General features: G+C 36.3%; 18 protein-coding genes. 14 read left to right on the forward strand and 4 right to left on the reverse strand.

The features are described 5' to 3' along the window. The first annotated feature begins 41 nt into the window (after positions 1-41). On the forward strand, positions 42-1,385 hold the full coding sequence (locus tag KDN24_RS08855) for an alkaline phosphatase family protein (protein ID WP_409974500.1): 1,344 nt from the start codon (positions 42-44) through the stop codon (positions 1,383-1,385). Further along, positions 1,385-2,668, forward strand: a complete 1,284-nt coding sequence (locus KDN24_RS08860) for an MFS transporter (RefSeq protein ID WP_409974501.1) — start codon at positions 1,385-1,387, stop codon at positions 2,666-2,668. Before KDN24_RS08855 ends, KDN24_RS08860 begins: the two co-directional genes overlap by 1 nt. Positions 2,669-2,710: 42 nt before the next feature. Here the strand turns inward: KDN24_RS08860 and KDN24_RS08865 are convergent, their stop codons facing one another. Next, complete coding sequence (locus KDN24_RS08865) at positions 2,711-2,917, reverse strand: DUF2187 family protein (protein WP_409974502.1); 207 nt, start codon at positions 2,915-2,917, stop codon at positions 2,711-2,713. Positions 2,918-3,080: 163 nt separating this feature from the next. Here KDN24_RS08865 and KDN24_RS08870 point away from each other — a divergent pair, with 163 nt between their 5' ends. The 11 genes from KDN24_RS08870 (at position 3,081) to KDN24_RS08920 (ending at position 16,461) form a co-directional block, all read left to right on the forward strand. Next, positions 3,081-3,737, forward strand: a complete 657-nt coding sequence (locus tag KDN24_RS08870) for a TetR/AcrR family transcriptional regulator (RefSeq protein WP_409974503.1) — start codon at positions 3,081-3,083, stop codon at positions 3,735-3,737. Between the two features lie 39 nt (positions 3,738-3,776). After that, the gene (locus KDN24_RS08875) at positions 3,777-4,241 is read left to right on the forward strand and encodes a CBS domain-containing protein (protein WP_409974504.1); all 465 of its coding nucleotides are present in this window, start codon (positions 3,777-3,779) and stop codon (positions 4,239-4,241) included. A 35-nt stretch (positions 4,242-4,276) separates the two neighbouring features. Then, positions 4,277-5,014, forward strand: a complete 738-nt coding sequence (locus KDN24_RS08880) for a GTP pyrophosphokinase (protein ID WP_409974505.1) — start codon at positions 4,277-4,279, stop codon at positions 5,012-5,014. Positions 5,015-5,487: 473 nt separating this feature from the next. Further along, the gene (locus KDN24_RS08885) at positions 5,488-6,861 is read left to right on the forward strand and encodes an NAD(P)-dependent oxidoreductase (RefSeq protein WP_491348385.1); all 1,374 of its coding nucleotides are present in this window, start codon (positions 5,488-5,490) and stop codon (positions 6,859-6,861) included. 29 nt (positions 6,862-6,890) lie between these two features. Next, on the forward strand, positions 6,891-8,177 hold the full coding sequence (gene preA / locus KDN24_RS08890) for an NAD-dependent dihydropyrimidine dehydrogenase subunit PreA (RefSeq protein ID WP_409974507.1): 1,287 nt from the start codon (positions 6,891-6,893) through the stop codon (positions 8,175-8,177). Positions 8,178-8,222: 45 nt separating this feature from the next. Further along, positions 8,223-9,647 carry a dihydropyrimidinase gene (gene hydA / locus KDN24_RS08895; protein ID WP_409974508.1) on the forward strand — a complete coding sequence of 475 codons (1,425 nt, stop codon included), beginning with the start codon at positions 8,223-8,225 and terminating at the stop codon, positions 9,645-9,647. Positions 9,648-9,769: 122 nt separating this feature from the next. Next, positions 9,770-11,245, forward strand: a complete 1,476-nt coding sequence (locus tag KDN24_RS08900; RefSeq protein ID WP_409974509.1) for an NCS1 family transporter — start codon at positions 9,770-9,772, stop codon at positions 11,243-11,245. Positions 11,246-11,277: 32 nt separating this feature from the next. Beyond that, positions 11,278-11,502, forward strand: a complete 225-nt coding sequence (locus tag KDN24_RS08905) for a hypothetical protein (RefSeq protein ID WP_409974510.1) — start codon at positions 11,278-11,280, stop codon at positions 11,500-11,502. Between the two features lie 138 nt (positions 11,503-11,640). After that, complete coding sequence (locus tag KDN24_RS08910; protein WP_409974511.1) at positions 11,641-13,242, forward strand: PucR family transcriptional regulator; 1,602 nt, start codon at positions 11,641-11,643, stop codon at positions 13,240-13,242. A gap of 178 nt (positions 13,243-13,420) precedes the next feature. Then, positions 13,421-14,887: a CoA-acylating methylmalonate-semialdehyde dehydrogenase gene (locus KDN24_RS08915; protein ID WP_409974512.1), complete on the forward strand. Its 1,467-nt coding sequence runs from the start codon at positions 13,421-13,423 to the stop codon at positions 14,885-14,887. A 221-nt stretch (positions 14,888-15,108) separates the two neighbouring features. Beyond that, a complete protein-coding gene (locus KDN24_RS08920; protein ID WP_409974513.1) occupies positions 15,109-16,461 on the forward strand; it encodes an aspartate aminotransferase family protein in 1,353 nt (450 codons plus the stop codon). Between the two features lie 142 nt (positions 16,462-16,603). On the opposite strand, the gene pepT is transcribed toward KDN24_RS08920, so the two are convergent. Next, positions 16,604-17,842, reverse strand: coding sequence for a peptidase T (pepT, locus tag KDN24_RS08925; RefSeq protein ID WP_409974514.1), 1,239 nt, complete (start codon positions 17,840-17,842; stop codon positions 16,604-16,606). Positions 17,843-17,878: 36 nt separating this feature from the next. Continuing rightward, positions 17,879-18,361 (reverse strand): hypothetical protein, encoded by a 483-nt coding sequence (locus tag KDN24_RS08930; RefSeq protein WP_409974515.1) that lies wholly within the window; start codon positions 18,359-18,361, stop codon positions 17,879-17,881. A gap of 238 nt (positions 18,362-18,599) precedes the next feature. On the opposite strand from KDN24_RS08930, the gene KDN24_RS08935 reads away from it, so the two are divergent. Beyond that, positions 18,600-19,739, forward strand: a complete 1,140-nt coding sequence (locus tag KDN24_RS08935; protein WP_409974516.1) for an amidohydrolase — start codon at positions 18,600-18,602, stop codon at positions 19,737-19,739. A 61-nt stretch (positions 19,740-19,800) separates the two neighbouring features. On the opposite strand, the gene KDN24_RS08940 is transcribed toward KDN24_RS08935, so the two are convergent. Next, positions 19,801-19,986, reverse strand: coding sequence for an alpha/beta-type small acid-soluble spore protein (locus tag KDN24_RS08940; RefSeq protein WP_409974517.1), 186 nt, complete (start codon positions 19,984-19,986; stop codon positions 19,801-19,803). Positions 19,987-20,047: the final 61 nt, after the last annotated feature.

Below are 20,047 nucleotides of genomic sequence, written 5' to 3' on the forward strand. Positions count from 1 at the left end.
GATTAGTGATTCATGAATTCCTATTTTTGGAGGTGTATGAAATGACTGCACTAACGAAGCAAATGATTGTTATATCGTTTGATTGCTTATCGGCTTTAGATTATTCACTTATTAAATCATTGCCGAATTTTCAACGAGTCTTTGAAAAAGGCTCTTATGTCCAGCATGTTGAAACGATTTATCCATCTTTAACATATCCTTGTCATACAACGATTGTAACGGGTAATTATCCAGTTAGACATGGAATTGTTAATAATACACTTTTGCAGCCGGGAAGAGAATCACCTGACTGGAATTGGTATCGTAGTGCGATAAAGGGTACTACACTTTATGATGAAGCGAATAAAGCAAATCTCACAACCGCTGCATTATTGTGGCCAGTAACAGGAAAAGCAAAAAGTATTCAATACAATCTTCCAGAAATATTTCCGAATCGTCCATGGAAAAGCCAGATCATGGTTTCACTCTTAAATGGAACTCCATCCTATCAATGGGAGCTGAATAAACAGTTTGGGCATATTCGAAATGGATTAAAGCAGCCTGAGCTAGATGATTTTGTGCTAGAATCGACGGTCCATACCATTTTAACAAAAGCCCCTAATTTACTGCTTGTTCATTTTACAGACTTAGATACGATGCGCCATCATCATGGAGTTTTTTCAGAAGAAGCGACTGAGGCCATTCGACGACATGATAGAAGACTTGGTCGAATTCTCCATGCACTTGATGCAAGTGGTAAAATTCAAGAAACAACCATCATCATTCTCGGTGATCATAGTGCTATAGATGAAGATAAAGCTATTCATCTTAATGTTGTTTTTCGTGAACATGATCTTATTTCGGTTGATTCAAATGATAGGATTATAGATTGGAAAGCATATTGCAAAAGTTGTGATGGCTCGGCATATATTTATGTTAAGAATGATGATGACGTTATAAAAGAAAAAGTAAAAGAAATCTTAACGACACTTGCCAGTGATAGTCAAAATGGGATTGAAAAGATTTTGAGTGGAAAGGAGGCTGGTCAGACAGGGGCAGATTCTACGTGTGCTTTTATGATTGAAGCTAGTCGTGGTTTTTACTTTTTAGAGGATCATGTTGGTGAATATATAAAGCATGTGAGTGCTGCTGATGTACGAGCTAATAATAAGTATACACTTGCTTGTCACGGATATTCCCCTACTAAATCAGATTATACGACATTTTTTCTTGCCTCAGGTAATGGGATTAGAGAAAATGAAGTGATTCCTTTTATGCATTTAGTTGATATTGGTCCTACGTTAGCAAGATTACTAGGATTAGATTTAGGACAAACAGATGGGAAGGCAATTGAGCAATTGCTTCACATTGAACAAAAAAATATGATGACAAAAGGGGTAGTTTAATGGCAAAAATGTCAAAACCTGAACGTGGATGGGTATTTTATGATTGGGCAAATTCTGCCTATTCGATTATCGTTGTGACAGCGATATTTCCACTATATTATAAAGCAGCTGCAACAGAAGCAGGAATCGCGGCTTCAACCTCAACTGCTTATTTAGGCTATGCTAATTCGATTGCCACACTCATCGTCTCACTACTAGCTCCAATATTAGGTACAATTGCGGATTTTAAAGGGTTTAAGAAGAAGTTTTTTATTTTTTTTACTGCACTAGGCGTTCTTTTTACAATTGTGTTAGGACTTATCCCAAGTGATCAGTGGATCATTTTATTAGCATGTTTCGTTTTAACGTCTGTTGGGTTTGCAGGCGCCAATATTTTCTACGATGCCTTTTTAGTCGATGTAACATCAGTAAATCGGATGAATCGCATTTCAGCGAACGGCTATGCACTCGGCTATATCGGTAGCTGTATTCCATTTGTGATTGCGATTGCAATCATTATTATGGCTCAGCAAGAAATAATTTCACTTTCGGTTGCAGTTGCTAGTCAACTCGGTTTTGCCATTACAGGCTTATGGTGGGGATTATTTACAATCCCGATGTTGAAGCATGTAGACCAAAAATATTATGTTGAGCGGGTTCCCAATCCGATTTCGACCAGCTTTAAACGTCTATTTGCCACACTGAAAAATATTAAAGCATATCGTGCTGTTTTTCTTTTTTTAATCGCGTACTTTTTTTATATTGATGGGGTTCATACGATTATAAAAATGGCAACAGCTTACGGCTCAGATTTAGGTGTTGGAGCAACAACATTATTAATCATATTGTTTGTTACCCAAATTGTCGCAGCACCTGCCGCTTACCTATTCGGAAAGCTAGGAGAGAAATTTACAGAAAAACGAATGATAATGGCAGGCATTATTGTTTATACATTTATTTGTATTTATTCATATTTCATGAATTCAGCACTTGATTTTTGGATTCTCGCCATGGTAGTAGGCTGTGTTCAAGGAGGAATTCAGGCGCTGAGTCGTTCTTATTTTGCTAAGTTGATTCCGAAAGAATCATCTAATGAATTTTTTGGTTTTTATAATGTATTCGGGAAATTTGCTGCGATCGCAGGCCCATTGTTAGTTGGAGTAACTGCTCAAATGACAGGAAATACTAATAGTGGAGTATTCAGTCTCGTTATTTTATTTATCATTGGTGGAATTTTGTTAATGCGAGTTCCGAATCAAAGTACGATTAGTTTTGAACATTCTGTTACAAACAAAGTAGATTAAACGTCATATTATTGAACAATAGGAACGCCATTAGTATTTTTACTAAATGGCGTTTTCTTTGATTATTTCATAATTTTTGTGAGCAACAACGGTTAAAGGAGTCTCAATTTTAATTTTTTCTGCATCTGAATCACTTATTTTTACAATGACACTTTCTTCTTTCACTTTTACTACTTCTCCACTAATTGAAAGTTTATTTCTTTTAAAAAGGATTTTATCTCCTACAATGGCAATAATGGCAATAGGCAATGTCATCAAACTCCTTATTCAAAAATAGACTTTGTTAATGAATAATGATGGAACAAAACTTGAACCTTGGGTCAATTATGCATGTGATTATTTCGTTTGTCAATAAGTTGAACTATAGTTCATGTTTGTGATTTTATGTTATTATTAAGTAGAGGTGGTTTCGATGCCAGGAAGGGATGACGATCAATTAGTAGGGACATTTCCATATATACCGAAGCAGGAGCGAGCTCAAAAAAAAAGAGAGGCTTTACTTGAAAGTGGGCGTTTCTTATTTTTGAAAAATGGATATGAGCAAACAACAGCGAAGGATATTGCTTCACATGCTGGGGTTGCAACAGGCACATTTTATCGCTATTTTAATGATAAACGCCAGCTACTTTTATCTATTTTTGGGGATCAACTAGAAAAACTACTGCCACCAGTTCCCGATTGGTTTAAGAAAAATCCAGAACTTTTTTTAGCTTCACTTTTGGACAAGCATTATAAACGATTAAATGAAATTGGTATTGATCGTGTAATTCCAGAATTATTACCAAAGGACCCAGAATTATCAGAAGTGATTTCAGAGGCAAGGAGAAATTTACATGCACGAATTCGGTCAGGATTAGTTTTGGCTCAAGAAAAAGGACTTACTTGGAAGGATCTTGATTTAGATACAGTAACATGGGCGATTATTTTAATAATAGAACATGGGAGAAAGAAAGTTGATTCCAGTGAGGAACCATTAGATTTATTAAATATGGCAAAAGTCATTTGCCGATTAGTCTTTTCACCAGATGTGTTAACGAACTTTCCACAAGAAGCGTATGAAGAAGAGTAATTTTCCTAAGTATACTTGTTAATAAACGGGGTGAACGTAATGAAGGTAAAAGAGTTTATGCTTGAAAATGTAATTAAAGCTAGTCCAAATTCAACGATAAAAGAAGTAATGGAAATCTTTGTTGTTAGGAAAATTGGTGGATTGCCAATTTGTGACTCAGATGGAACATTACTTGGGGTTGTTTCTGACGGAGATATATTACGTGCAATCAAACCCATTGATCGTAAAATCTATAGCTTTCTCTTTTATATGGAGTATTTAGAGGCTCGGGATTTAAAAGAAAGACTTGAAGATATTACAGAAACTGCGATTATTAATATTGCTAAGAAAAAAGGGATTGTAACTGTTTCACCAGATGATGATATCGAATCGGTTGTTACGTTATTATCGAAACATCATTTTAAAAAGCTCCCAGTTATTGATGAAAATAATCGAGTAATTGGGGTTATCAGTAGAGGAGATGTCCTACGTAAAATCCAGGCATCAATCCTAAATAAATTATAATTTTTATGTTGGCGTTATAGAAAGGAAGAACCATTTTGGAGAATGCACAATCTTTAGATATAAGAGATATAAAATTAATAAGAACTCAACTCAAAAGGTTTATGATGGCTTATAAATTTGCCTTAGATGAGATAAATACGAAAATCAATATACTTAAAGAAGAGTTTAATTATGTACATGATTATAATCCGATAGAACATGTGAAATCACGGGTAAAATCACCTGAAAGTATCATAAAAAAGGTGTATAAGAAAAATATTGAATTATCTCTTTCAGCAATTAAAGAAAATATTCGAGACATTGCAGGGGTTAGAATTACATGTTCTTTTATTTCAGATATATATAGATTAAGTTCAATGCTAGAAAAACAAAAAGATATTAAGGTTATTGAAGTTAAGGATTATATTAAAAATCCAAAACCGAATGGCTATCAAAGCTTGCATATGATCGTAGAAATTCCAATTTTTATGTCTGACCACGAGGAATTAATTAATGTTGAAGTTCAGATTCGTACAATTGCGATGGATTTTTGGGCTAGTCTCGAGCATAAAATCTTTTACAAATACAATAAAGCCGCGCCAGAGCGACTGCTGGCAGAGTTAAAGGAAGCTGCAATGATAGGTGCGGAACTCGATAAAAAAATGGAGCGGCTGCATGATGAAATTAAGAAATTAAAACAGGAAGATGAGAATAATGAAGAGCTTGATTTCATTAATAAAACTATTAACGATCAAGTATCTGTATCAATGAATTTATTGAATAGTATTAAATAATCGTTCGCGAGTGGTGTGTAGCACTACTCGTGATTTTTTCTATTAACTTTATGCATTCTAGTAATTTCTACAAATTTTTTATAGAGAATATGTTATCGTAAAATTTATATTTATTCATAGGCGAGATTTAACGGAAATGTTACAAAGTGGATAGCTAGTAAGGAACAATATTTAACAAATTGTATAATGCAAACAAGCATGTAAGCAAGTAAAATAGTTTTTAACTTAGTTGATTATTTAATATTCTGAAAAATTAAACTATTTTTATTTACAATGGGCTTAACCAATTAGATAGTTAGCACATTACATTCCCTTAATGAAAACGACTAAATATGGAATGGAACATTCATTAGAGAGGAGGGGTATACATTAAAATAAAGGTCGGAGGACATCGATTTTTGTAAGCGCTTCCAACAAAATGTCGAAATAGCAGTTTTTTTGTGCCACTAAAACTCTTTAAGGAGGTTGTTATTATGAGTCATACAAATAATTCAAGAATTTCATTAGAGAATTTAAGTAATAACTTTCAAGAGGTTTTTCCGGGATTAACAAAGCAAGAAGCGAATGAAGAATCGAATCGCTGTCTTTATTGTTATGATGCTCCTTGTATTACAGCCTGTCCAACTGGAATTGATATCCCTACTTTTATTAAAAAAATTGCCTCAGGTAATCTGAAAGGTTCTGCAAAGACTATTATGACAGCTAATCCAATTGGAGCTAGCTGTGCCCGTGTCTGTCCAACGGAGGAATTATGTGAAGGTGCTTGTGTCCTTAATCATTCGACAAAGCCAATTATGATCGGAAATTTGCAAAGATATGCAACTGACTGGGCGATAAAAAATGAACAAGTATTATTTAAGCCAGGAGTGAAGAATGGTGTAACAGTAGCAATTATTGGCGGTGGTCCAGCTGGACTCTCTGCAGCTCGTGAGCTAGCATTACTTGGATATGATGTTACGATTTTTGAAGTTGAAGAGAGAGCAGGGGGATTAAACACTTATGGAATCGTATCATTCAGACTCCCTCAAGAAATCTCTTTCTGGGAAGTAAGTCAAGTAGAAACACTAGGTGTAAAGATAAAGACAAATACTTGTGTAGGCAAAGATATATTAGTTGATGAAGTTCTCGAAGAGTTTGAGATAGTCATTTTAGCAGTTGGGATGTCAGGTGTGCCGAGTTTAGGAATAGCTGGAGAGGAATTAACAGGAGTCTACGATGCAATTGATTTCGTAAAGAAGACGAAAACAGGATCTTTATCAACTGAATTTCTTGGGAAAAAGGTCGTTGTTATTGGTGCAGGAAATACAGCAATAGATGGTGCGACATGCTCTATTCGTTTAGGTGCCGACAATGTCAAAATACTATACCGCCGAACAGTGGAGGAAATGACAGCTTATGACTTTGAGTATGAATTTGCTAAGCAGGATGGCGTTGAATTTAGATGGCTTACTGCACCGAAACGAATAATAGGTGATCAGGATGGAAATGTAAAGGAAATTGAATGCATCAATATGGAATTAAGTGAGCCTGGTGAGGATGGGCGTCGTCGTCCTGTTCCAATTGAAGGGTCAGAATTTTTACTTAAGGTCGATGCTGTCATTAAAGCAATCGGACAGTCAAGATATAGTGAGCTAATCGAAAAAATGGGATTAGTGCATAATGGTGGGGTTGTTAAAGTAGATCAAAACACATATCAAACTTCAAATGAGAAAGTGTTTGCTTGTGGAGATGTGATTTTTGGCAAAGGTCAAGGGGAAGCAATGGTCGTATCTGCGGCTCAGCAAGGAAAAGATGCTGCTTATGCCATTCATAAGCGATATGCGACTCGTGTTATTGAAACAGCATAAAACACTAGAAAAATGTAGGAGGTAAGATGATGGCAGACTTACGTATTAATTTGGCAGGGATAGAATCTCCGAATCCATTTTGGTTAGCTTCTGCTCCTCCAACAAACTCAGGTTATCAAGTTCAGCGTGCATTTGAAGCTGGATGGGGTGGGGCAGTTTGGAAAACGCTAGGAGACCCAATCTTAAACGTTACTTCTCGGTTTGCGGCTGTTAGCTTTAACGGCCAAAGAGTAGCAGGATTTAATAATATTGAATTAATTACAGATCGACCATTAGAAGTTAACTTAAAGGAGATTTATGAAACGAAAAAACGATTTCCTCATCACGCAATTATTGCTTCGTTAATGGTTGAACCAAAACAAGAAAAATGGCATGAGATTGTCAAAAGGGTTGAGGATGTCGGTGTAGATGGACTCGAGTTAAATTTTGGCTGTCCTCACGGAATGGCTGAAAGAGGAATGGGCTCGGCTTCAGGCCAAGTGCCTGAATTAGTAGAAAAACAAACATATTGGGTTAAAGAAGCGGCGAAAACACCTGTTATTGTAAAACTCACCCCGAATATTACGGATATTACTGCGACAGCTGAAGCTGCTGCCAATGGTGGGGCAGATGCGATTAGCATGATTAATACAATAAATAGTTTAGCAGGGGTTGATCTTGATACTTGGGATACAATTCCCCATGTTGGAGGAAAAGGTGCCCATGGCGGCTATTGTGGGCCTGCTGTTAAACCAATTGCGTTACATATGGTCGGTGAATGTGCTCGTAATCCTCGAATTAATATTCCGATCTCAGGGATTGGTGGGATTTCAAATTGGCAAAACGCGGTTGAATTTTTGTTAATGGGTGCAACAGGTGTTCAAGTATGTACAGCTGCTATGCATCACGGTTTTAGAATTGTCGAGGATATGATTGAAGGATTACATCATTATTTAGATGAGAAAGGCATTACTTCTGTTATGGATATTGTCGGAAAATCTGTTCATAAATATTCAGATTGGGGCGACCTTGATCTCAATTATAAGATTGTAGCAAAAATTAATAATAAGGTTTGTATCAACTGTAATAAATGCCATATTGCCTGTGAAGATACGTCACATCAATGCATTGATATGCTAAAAGATGATCGTGGAAATAACATTTTGCGAGTAAGGGAAGAGGATTGTGTCGGCTGTAATTTATGTTCGATCGTTTGTCCAGTTGACGGGGCGATTGATATGATTGAAATTCCAAGTGAGCTGCCGCCAATGACTTGGAATGAACGTCAGGCAGCTTTAGGAGCAATCGCTTGTGGGGTTAGTACTTTAAATAAATAAATTTAGTTAAGCAGAAAGAAGAATCATAAGTTTGGGGGAATTGGCATGATAAAAGTAATTAAAAATGGAACGATCGTGACAGCAACAGATACTTTCAATGCAGATATTTTAATAGAAAATGGTGTGATTAGCTTAATTGGAGAGCAGCTTTTCATTGAGGGAGCTGAAGTAATCGATGCAAAAGGCTGTTATGTGTTTCCTGGTGGCATTGACCCTCATACCCATTTAGAAATGCCTTTCGGTGGTACGGTAACGAAGGATGATTTTGAGACGGGCACAATCGCTGCAGCCTTTGGAGGAACAACGACAATTATTGATTTTTGCTTAACAACGAAGGGAGAGCCTTTGAAGGATGCTATTGAAACTTGGCACGCAAAGGCAAAAGATAAAGCAGTCATCGATTATGGCTTCCATCTCATGATCGGAGAAATGAATGAAACGGTATTGAGCGAACTCCCTGCTGTTTTGAATGATGAAGGAATTACATCTTTTAAAGTGTTTATGGCTTATAAAAATGTCCTTCAGGCTGATGATGAAACACTTTTTCAAACACTTATCGCTGCGAAAGAGCTAGGTGCTCTCGTTATGGTACACGCGGAAAATGGTGATGTAATTGACTATTTAGTAAAAAAAGCATTGACAGAAGGTAATACAGATCCTATTTTTCATGCATTAACAAGACCTCCAGAAATTGAAGGGGAAGCAACCGGAAGAGCGGCTACTTTTACTGGGCTAGCAAATTCTCAATTATATGTTGTCCATGTTTCTTGTGCTGAGGCAGCTCAAAAAATAGCTGAAGCAAGGAATAAAGGGATAGACGTATGGGGTGAAACATGTCCACAATATTTAGTGCTTGACCAGACTTATTTAGAAAAACCAAATTTTGAAGGTGCTAAATATGTATGGTCTCCACCATTACGTGAAAAATGGAACCAAGATGTTTTATGGAATGCACTTAAAACAGGACAGTTACAGACTGTAGGTTCAGACCAATGCTCATTTGACTTTAACGGACAGAAAGAATTAGGGAAAGGTGATTTTTCAAAGATTCCGAATGGTGGTCCGATCATTGAGGATCGCTTAAGCATATTGTTCTCTGAAGGGGTAAGAAAAGGGAAAATTACGCTCAACCAATTTGTTGATATTACTTCAACTAGAGCTGCAAAATTATTCGGGTTATATCCAAGAAAAGGAACAATAGCAGCAGGGGTAGATGCAGATATTGTTATATTTGATCCAACGATAGAAAGAACTATTTCTGCTGAAACACATCATATGGCTGTAGATTATAGTGCATTTGAAGGGATGAAAGTTGTAGGGGAGCCTGTAACCGTTTTGTCTAGAGGAAACTTTGTCATTCGAGATAAGCAATTTGTTGGAAAGCTGGGAGAAGGACAGTTTCTGAAAAGGGCAAAATATGGAGAAAATAATCAACTTGAAGAGAATAGACGTTTACCAATTCAAAAATAGATTGTATATAATGTGCAGGGGGAGTTGCGATCTTGCTCTTACCCTTATAAATCATTAAATACGTGTTAATAAATCAGAAAATTTAGACTATTTTTAAATAAAAGCCAATAAGGGGTGTTTAAATGAAGAAAAATGAAGGCTATTTAAAGTCACCTGATTTATTGCCTATTTCAAGCAAGGATCGAAATATTGGAGTAAAAGGCTTTGCAGTTATTTGGGTTGGGATGGCAGTTGTTTTGGCAGCATTTGCGATTGGGGGAGCAGGCGTACAAAGCTTATCTTTAGGATGGGTTATTGTTGCAACACTTGTTGGATCAGTTGCAATCGGCATTTTTATGACGATTATTGGTGATATTGGCGTGGAGCACGGTCTTTCATTCCCAGTATATATGAGGGCCCCATTTGGAACAATTGGGACACATATCCCTTCATTAGTCCGTGGAATAACAGCAGCTTGTTGGTTTGGGCTGAACACGTATTTTGGAGCTACAGCAATGAATGGAATTTTGAATTTATTATTTGAATTTAACAATTGGTTTGCATGCTTTTTAATTTTTGCTGCACTACAGCTTATTAATACTGCCCTAGGGATAAAAGCAATTGAAAGATTTGCTGATTTAGCTGCACCTACGATCATTCTAATTTCAGCTTGGATGTATACGTCACTCTCTGATAAAGCGATGGAGCAAGGCAGAGAAATATGGTCATGGGTGGAGAGCCCTGCAATTGGTGGTGCCGCGATTACCGCTTTTATGGTTGTTGTCATGAGTAATATGGGATTTTGGGCTACTTTAGCAGCAGATATGCCCTCTTTATCAAGATTTTTTAAAGCTCCAAAAAACGAAAGAAACTGGTTTAAAAGAAATAAATCACAATTAGTTGGCAGTGTCATTGTCATGCCGATTGTCAATACTTTTATGATTATTATCGGTGCAGTATCCTATATCGCTGTTTCAAACTTTGATCCTGTTGCAGCCCTTCAAGAAGCGGCTAGTGGCTTTATTCTCGGAATTCTCTTATTAATGATTGTTTTTGCTCAATGGTCTACGAATACTTCAGCAAACGTAATTCCAGCAGCAACTATTTTTTCAAATGTGGGAGGTCCGAAAGTACCGTTTTGGCTAGCTGTTTTGATAGCGGGAATTATTGGGATTATTGTTCAGCCGTGGAGTTTATTCGGTGTTATTATCCCAGCCTTACTTATTATTGGTGGAATTCTATCTGCCATAGTGGGAATTTTATTTATAGATTATTACGTTCTTCGAAAGAGGAGAGTAAATGTTCAAGAGCTATATGAGGATAATGGACAATATCGATATTTAAAGGGATTTAATATGGCTGGAATGATTGCATGGATTATTGGTGGGGTAGCATCCTATTTATTCCCGGCTTATTCATTCCTCGTTGGTTTTGCTGTAGGTGGAGCTATCTATTATGTACTTGCAAAATATTGGTGGTTCAAAAAGTATAAACAGGCTGAAATAGAAGACCCGAGTGATGAAAAATATTTAGGTATTACTGTTGGAAGAGATTGGATGATTGAAACGGAAGAAAAGGAACCTATGATTATACAAGAAAATGTAAATCCACAAATGTAATGTTTAACATAGGAAAGAGGAGGGAGAATTTCATGTCAGAGTATAAGGAATATTTACAGGAAAGAGATCGGATTGACTATCTCATACAGAAGGGCTACAAAATAAAAAATATTACAGAAAATTTAAGTGGGGCATTTATTGATTTTGAAAAAATAGCTGATGTGAAAGAAGAATTTGAAACAGTGCAAGTCGTTACGCCTGAAGGGCGGAAATACTTTTCTGTCTTATTAATAAAGCAGCAAAAAGAATTCTCGTAAAGAGTAAGAACGAAAAACTGGTAATTCAATTTGATTTACCAGTTTTTTAAATATTCTAAAAAATAATCTCCAAAAACACCTCTTATTGGCGTATAATAATATAGATGAGAAAATTCCAATGTTTGAGGTGCTTTTACATTGAAATCTTATTTTACAGTAAATGATATTTTACAAAGAAAGCATTTTGAAAGGATTGAGATCATTGCAGGTGAGGAGGGATTAAACCGGTTAGTAAAATGGGTTCATGTAGTCGAAGTAACGAATATTCGCAAGCTTTTGAATGGAAATGAACTAATTCTTTCTACAGGTGTTGCGTGGAAAAAGAACAAGGAGCTTTTTATTTCGTTATTAAACCAGCTAATTGAGGCAGAAGCTGCTGGGCTTTGTATTGAAATTGGCACATATACTTCATCGATTCCTCAAGAGATTATTAGCATTGCCAATCATTCTCAGTTTCCTATCATTTTATTTCTTAAAGAAGTCCCCTTTGTTGAAATTACTCAAGACATACATACTCTCCTTATCAATCATCAATATCGAATAATTTCAGATTTAGAAAGCTACTCGCAAGCATTAAATAAAAAATTATTAACGATCGAACACTATATGGAGATTCTTAAATTTATCCAACAATATTTAAAAGTTCAAGTGGTGATTACGTTTAGTAACGATGATGTTCGATTCTTTCCAGAACCAGTAGAGCAAGAGAAAAAAAATCTTCTTAATATGATACACGAACAGAAAAATTTAAATGATGATTTCATCTATTCGATTGCAAGTTTACCCATATATTTATTAGGTGATAACTATGCTGAGCTAATTATTATATCGAAAGAACGAGTATTAAGTGAGTTTGAACACCTTATTTTAGATCGGACAGCTATTGCCTTAGCACAATTCCTTTTACGTGAAATGTATGTGGAAGAGAAGAAGAAAGTTGAAGAAACAGAATGGATTTCACGTTGGTTAAGTGGAAAGCAAAGTGAGGATTCGATAAAAGAGTATATTAGTTATCTTAATCCAAACATAAAGTCAAAAGGTGCAGTCGTCTGTTATTGCAAACATGACTCATTTCAACAATATTCAAATTTAGATTTAACATACTTCAAATTGTATTTCCGAACGATCATGGAGCAGCAAGGCTTCTGCCTATTTTCGAGTGAAATGCACAATGCACTTGTCTTTATCATAATAAACGAAAGAACTCCATCCACTTGGAAGAAAAGAATGAAGGAAGGGGTAGATAGGTTATTAAAATCAGATTTAAAACTTGGGTCTAATCAGTCTAAGCTATTGATCGGGATTGGCAAATTTGTCGAACATTTAACAAATATACATATAAGCTATCAAACTGCAATGGAATCAATTCGCATACAAGAAAGATTAGCATATAAGGAAGTTAATTATTTTTACGATGATTTACATATTTATCGACTGATCTCACGATTACATCGGCATTTTGACTTACATGAAATTGTCTTAGAATACCTCCAACCAGTGATTGACTATGACAAAAAACATAATGGAAAGCTTATGGAGACGTTAAAAACTTTACTCGCTTGTAATGGTTCGAAGCAGGAGACTGCAAAACGATTATTTATTGTTAGGCAAACATTATATCATCGTATCCAAAAATTAGAAAAATTACTCGGCGATGATTTTATGAAGCATGAAAAAAGAATCGCGATTGAATTTATGATTCTTTCAAATGACTTTTTGAAGTCCTCAGAGAATGTTTAATTGTTTGTATTTCAAACCTACTAAAAATAGTAGGTTTTTTTTTGACAAAAAACTCATGCAAAGCGTGGTATAAACATCGTTAGCTATTTTACAAACTGTCTAATGAAAGCACTTTCAAAATCAGAGATAATTTAATTATATGATGGAAAATTCAGATAAAAGAGGAGGAAATGTAAAGATGACAGTCATAAAAAATGAAACAGCATTATTAAAAAACTTTATTAATGGAGAATGGGTTGATGCTGAAAGTTCAGAAATACTAGACGTACCAAATCCAGCAACTAGAGAAATAATTGCTAGAGTTCCAATTTCCTCAAAAAATGACGTAGCAAAAGCAGTCGCTGCTGCCCAGGAAGCCTTTCTAACTTGGAAAAATACGCCTGTTCCGAAAAGAGCGAGAATTTTGTATAAATACCATTATCTATTAACAGAAAATCATGAAAAACTTGCCAAGCTTGTAGTACTTGAAAATGGAAAGGCGTTTAAAGAAGCATATGGTGAAGTTCAACGAGGGATTGAATGTGTTGAATTTGCAGCAGGTGCTCCAACATTAATGATGGGAGAGACATTATCAAATATTGCGGAAGACATTGATTCAGAGATGTTTCGTTATCCGTTAGGGGTCGTAGGAGGGATTACACCATTTAATTTTCCTATGATGGTTCCACTTTGGATGTTTCCATTAGCCATTGCATGTGGAAACACATTTGTATTGAAACCTTCCGAACGTACACCGGTTTTAGCAAATGAACTTGTAAACTTATTTACACTAGCAGGTGCCCCGAAAGGTGTGCTAAACATTGTTCATGGTGCACATGATGTTGTAAATGGGTTACTTGAGCATAAAGATGTTAAAGCCATTTCATTCGTTGGTTCTCAGCCCGTTGCTAAATACATCTATGAGCGAGCAGCAGCAGAAGGAAAAAGAGTTCAAGCGTTATCAGGGGCAAAAAATCACCACATTGTAATGCCTGATGCAGATATGGATAAAGCTGTTTCACATATTATCAGCTCAGCGTTTGGAAGTGCAGGGCAACGGTGTATGGCATGCAGTGCAGTCGTCGTCGTTGGTGAAGGGGAAGCACTTGTCAACGCATTGAAGGAGAAGGCAGAAGAACTCATCATAGGAAATGGGATTGATGAGGAAGTATTGCTTACCCCGGTTATAAGGGACTCCCATCGTGCGAAAGTTTTAGATTATATTCAAACAGGTATTGAAGAAGGTGCCACATTAATTCGTGACGGCCGAAAAGAAATGGAGGAATTAAAGGAAGGAACCTTCCTGGGAGCAACGATTTTTGATCATGTAACACCTGAGATGACGATTGCAAAGGATGAAATATTTGCTCCAGTACTTAGTTTGCTTCGAGCGAATGATCTTGCAGAGGGACTTGATTATATTCAAAAATCGCGTTTTGGAAATGGGGCGACAATCTATACGAAAGATGCGAAGGCTGTAAGACAATTTAGAGAGGAAGCGGATGCTGGCATGTTAGGAATTAATGTCGGCGTACCAGCAACGATGGCCTTTTTCCCATTCTCAGGCTGGAAGGATTCCTTCTACGGTGATCTTCATGTAAACGGAAAAGACGGAGTTAATTTCTACACACGAAAAAAAATGATCACATCTAGATTTGATTATTAATAGAAAAGCGGAAGTGGCTTGCCCAGGGGCGACAAGCATAAGGCAAGCTTCTCAAAAAGGTGTATTTTACCTTTTAGAGAAGATAGCCTTATGACCTCGAGCCCCTAGCCACTGGAGCTAGACAAGATGGGAACGAAGGCTAAAGACGCCACGTCCTGTGGGCAGGAGGCAGAGACACTTGAATAAGTAAAAAATTAATTTAGTCAAAAGGGGTGGATTAAATGGAAAATGTAAAACTCAATGACGAGTTGCTTACAAAGGATAAAGATTATGTTTGGCATGGAATGCGGCCATATAGCCCAAATTCAACAATGATTGCAGAAAAGGCAGAAGGTTCATGGATAACAGATCATAATGGAAAGAAATTTCTAGATGGAATGTCAGGGTTATGGTGTGTAAATGTCGGATATGGAAGAAAGGAGCTGGCTGAAGCTGCATATGAGCAATTAAAGGAAATGGCCTATTTTCCACTTACTCAAAGTCATAAACCTGCAATTAAGCTTGCTGAAAAGCTAAATGAAATGCTTGGAGAAGAATATGTCATTTTCTTTTCAAATAGTGGTTCAGAAGCAAATGAAACGGCCTTTAAAATAGTTAGACAATATCATCAGCAAAAAGGGGATTATGCACGTTACAAGTTTATTTCAAGATACCGATCCTATCATGGCAACTCAATGGGTTCTCTTGCTGCAACTGGCCAAGCACAACGGAAATATAAATTTGAGCCATTAGCGCCAGGTTTTATTCATGTGACTCCACCAGATTTGTATCGTTCTTCAGATAGGGTGGATAGTAGTCCAGATGAATTACAGTCAGTACAAGAAATGGATCGAGTCATGACGTGGGAATTAAGTGAGACGGTAGCGGGTGTTATTATGGAGCCGATCATAACAGGCGGCGGTGTCATCGTTCCACCTGATAAGTATATGGAAGGAGTAAAAGCGGTTTGTGAGAAACATGGTGCTTTATTAATTGTCGATGAGGTGATTTGTGGCTTTGGTAGAACTGGAAAACCATTTGGATTTATGAATTACGGAGTACAACCTGATGTAATTACGATGGCGAAGGGAATTACGAGCGCTTATTTACCATTATCAGCTACAGCAGTAAGAAAAGAAATTTATGATGTATTTAAAGGTTCGGAGGAATATGATTATTTCCGTCATATTAATACATTTGGGGGGAATCCTGCAGCATGTGCCCTTGCGCTGAAAAACCTTGAAATTATGGAAGCGGAAAATCTATATGCACGTTCAGCTGACCTTGGAAAATGGTTAAAAGAGCGGTTAATTGAAGAGATCGGTGATCATCCATTTGTTGGAGATGTTAGAGGAAAAGGTCTTTTAATTGGAATTGAGTTAGTAAAAAATAAGATATCGAAAGAACCACACGATGTAACATATGTAAATAAAGTGATCGCAGGGTGTAATCATAAAGGATTGATTATTGGCAAAAATGGTGCGACTGTTGAAGGATATAATAATGTGTTAGCATTAGCGCCACCTTTAAGTATTGAAGAAGAAGATCTTGAATTTATTATTAAAACGATTGGAGAAGAAATAAGAGCTTTATAATGACATCGATAACAGAGAGATAATAAAACACGCCGCTCCTATTGGGGAAGTTTCCTCATAGGAGCGGCGTACTATTTTATTTATAGATTAGAAAGGATAAAATTTTTGAAGCTAGAGAACTGTCAAACTAGCGTTTTTATTATTAAATGTCTCCATTTTCCTCGTATAATTTAATGATATTTATGATTACATTCGTTGCTTTTATCATATTATCAACAGAAATAAATTCGTATTTGCCATGATAATTTTCACCGCCAGTGAAAATATTTGGCGTTGGCAAGCCCATGTATGATAATTGAGAGCCGTCTGTTCCACCCCGAATTGGTTTTATGATCGGAGTAATATGTAAATCTTTCATCGCTTTTTCGGCGATATGAACAATTTCCATGACAGGTTCAATTTTTTCTCTCATATTGTAATATTGATCTTTCATTTCGAGCAATATATGATCCTGACCGTATTTTTCTTTCAATTCTTGAATCATTTCTTCCATTTTCGTCTTTCTTGCATGAAAATTTTCTTTTTCGAAATCACGAATAATATAATGGAGCTTTGTTTCTTCAACATTGCCATTAATAGATAATAAATGGTAGAATCCCTCATAGCCATCCGTATATTCGGGGGCTTCTTCTCTTGGTAATTTTTCATTTAGTTCCATCGCGATTTTTGCAGAATTGATCATTTTCCCTTTGGCAGTCCCAGGGTGAATATTATTCCCTTTAATCGTAATACTCGCTCCAGCTGCATTAAAGCTCTCATATTCAAGCTCTCCAAGTGGGCCACCATCTACAGTATAAGCGTATGTTGCATTAAAGGCTTCAACATTGAATTTATGTGGACCTCTTCCAATCTCTTCATCTGGAGTAAATGCAACTCTAATTTTCCCATGTTTAATTTCTGGATGCTTGATTAAGTAGTCCATAGCAGTCATAATCTCAGCAATTCCTGCTTTATTATCAGCGCCAAGCAAGGTTGTCCCATCTGTTGTAATTAAAGTATGACCTTTATAATTGTCCAAATTAGGGAAATCATTTGGAGAGAGGACGATATGTAATTCTTTATTTAACATAATATCGCTTCCATCGTAATTCTCGATAATCTGTGGAAGGACATTCTTTCCAGTAAAATCAGTTGCTGTATCGAGATGGGCTAAAAATCCGATAGTTGGCACCTTTTTTTCCGTATTTGCAGGTAAAGTTGCCATAACATACGCATTCTCATCAATTGTAACTTCAGTCATCCCGATTTTATTTAGTTCTTCAACGAGTAATTTAGCCAATGTCCATTGACCTTCAGTTGATGGACAGGCTTCGTTTAACTCACTGGACTGAGTATCTACTTTTACATAAGTGGTAAATCGTTCGATTATTTCATTTTTCACTTTTTCACATCTCCTTTAATGATTTCATCTTTCACTTTATACAAAAACATGTAATATAACAAATGCAAAGAACAGAAATGACATTGTGTAATGAAATTTTCTTCTATTACCAGAAGCCCTCCATCTTCGTAATAAACCACTAAATAACAAAATAATTAATACTCCAAATGTAATGGCTCCACTTAGAATCTTTATATTCAGTAACCTTTCGAAATAAGCATTGATCATAATGACAGCATGAATAAGAATGAGCGTTGAAGATGTTAACGCAATGGGAATATGATATTTCATCATTCGTTTGGAGATTTTTGCAAGTTTAATTTTTACATTACGTACTTTGCTTTTACGAATAAGGAGAAAGACAAAAAACATATTGATGTTTATTAAAAAGAGAATAAATGCTGCTTGAGCCACTATTTTTCCGATGAGGACATTATTTGAATCATATCCTTGATAGAAGCTCCATATAACAATGATAAATACAGTGATTAAATTGGTTATTAGCCATTTTACAATCACCTTATTTCACCGTCCTTATAGGAAAACTATATATTAGTTATTATCATGTAATTGCAGGGAAGCCATTTTCTCTATTATATTATAGGCTATTACGATTGGGCGTTAACATCGTCACTTAACATTAACCATTTCATGTTCTAGCTATTTAAAAGATTGACAAAAAAACTTTAAAAAAGTGTATAATTATTGAATATTTGAAAATTGATATTTTTTTATTGATGACATGGGAGGAACTATCATGAGGCAAGACCCGATTCAATTTATAAATGAGCAGCGTGAATTAATTTTTCAAACATATGGAGAGCTCCATCAGCTTGCTGAACCAAGCTGGGGTGAAGAGAATACATCTAAATATATTGCGGAAATTCTTAGAAATGCCGGACTGCATGTACAAACATTCACTGGACATTTTGGGTTAGTCGCGGAAATTAAAGGCGAAATAACAGATGTAATTGCGCTTCGAGCAGATTTAGATGCATTAGTTCAAGAAGTAGATGGCATTATCCGACCAAACCATTCATGTGGGCATGATTCCCATAGCACGATGGTATTATTCACTGCTCTTGCGTTAGCTAAATCTGGTCAAAAGTTTAAACATACAGTTCGTTTTATTTTTCAACCAGCAGAAGAAAAAGGAGAAGGTGCGCTGAAGATGATGGAGGAAGGGGCGCTTCGAAATGTTAAATTTCTAGGTGGTATTCATTTGCGCCCAGCGATTGAAGTTCAATATAATTGTGCAGCACCTGTTATTCTTCACGGCTCGACCGTCAGTATAAAAGGAGTTATCAAAGGAGTCCCAGCTCATGCGGCGCGACCAGCGGAAGGTAATAATCCATTGGAGGCTGCTGCACTATTAATTCAGGCAATTCGTCAAATACGCTTAAAAGATGAAGGCAATTACTCAATAAAAATTACAGAGCTACATGGTGGAGAAGCCTCGAATCTTATTCCAGAATCGTCCAGCTTTACATTTGATTTGCGTGCAAGAACGAATGACATTATGAAGGAAGTAATTGAAAAGGCAGAACATATAATTAAGAAAATGGCAGAGTTAACAGAAACAACGATCGAATATAAGCTTGTCGAATATTCACCTGCTGCTAAAAAAAATCTACATGCCATTGAACTTGCAGAAAGTGCCATTTTAGCTATTCTTGGGAAGGAAGGTTTTCAAGAAGTTTGCAACTCTCCAGGAGCGGAGGACTTCCATTTTTATACATTGAAAAATCCAGAAATTGCTGCAACGATGATTGGACTTGGCTGTGATCTTCATCCAGGTCTGCACCATCCTAAAATGACATTTAATCATGAAGCAATGATTTATGGAGCACAAATATTGACGAAATTGTTATTAGAGGCTGATCAAAAACCATGGTAATAACTATAAAAAAGCTAACTCAATTTAAATATTGAGTTAGCTTTTTTTCACAATGAATGTCTTACTTGTTTTTCAGCTGTTCCTGAGCCATTGCTACAAGTCGCTTTGTCATTTCGCCACCAACTGAACCATTTGCTCGTGCGGTCGTATCAGCACCAAGCTGAACTCCAAACTCACCCGCAATTTCTTCTTTCATTTGATCCATAACATTTTCAGCACCGGGTACGAGAAGTTTGTTTCTTGCCATGATACATCACTCCCACGACGAATTTTTGAGCGATCAAACGAATTGATTGCTCTTTTCTAAG

Origin of the sequence: Cytobacillus sp. Bva_UNVM-123, assembly GCF_046351715.2 — a bacterium.
Lineage (GTDB): Bacteria > Bacillota > Bacilli > Bacillales > Cytobacillaceae > Cytobacillus.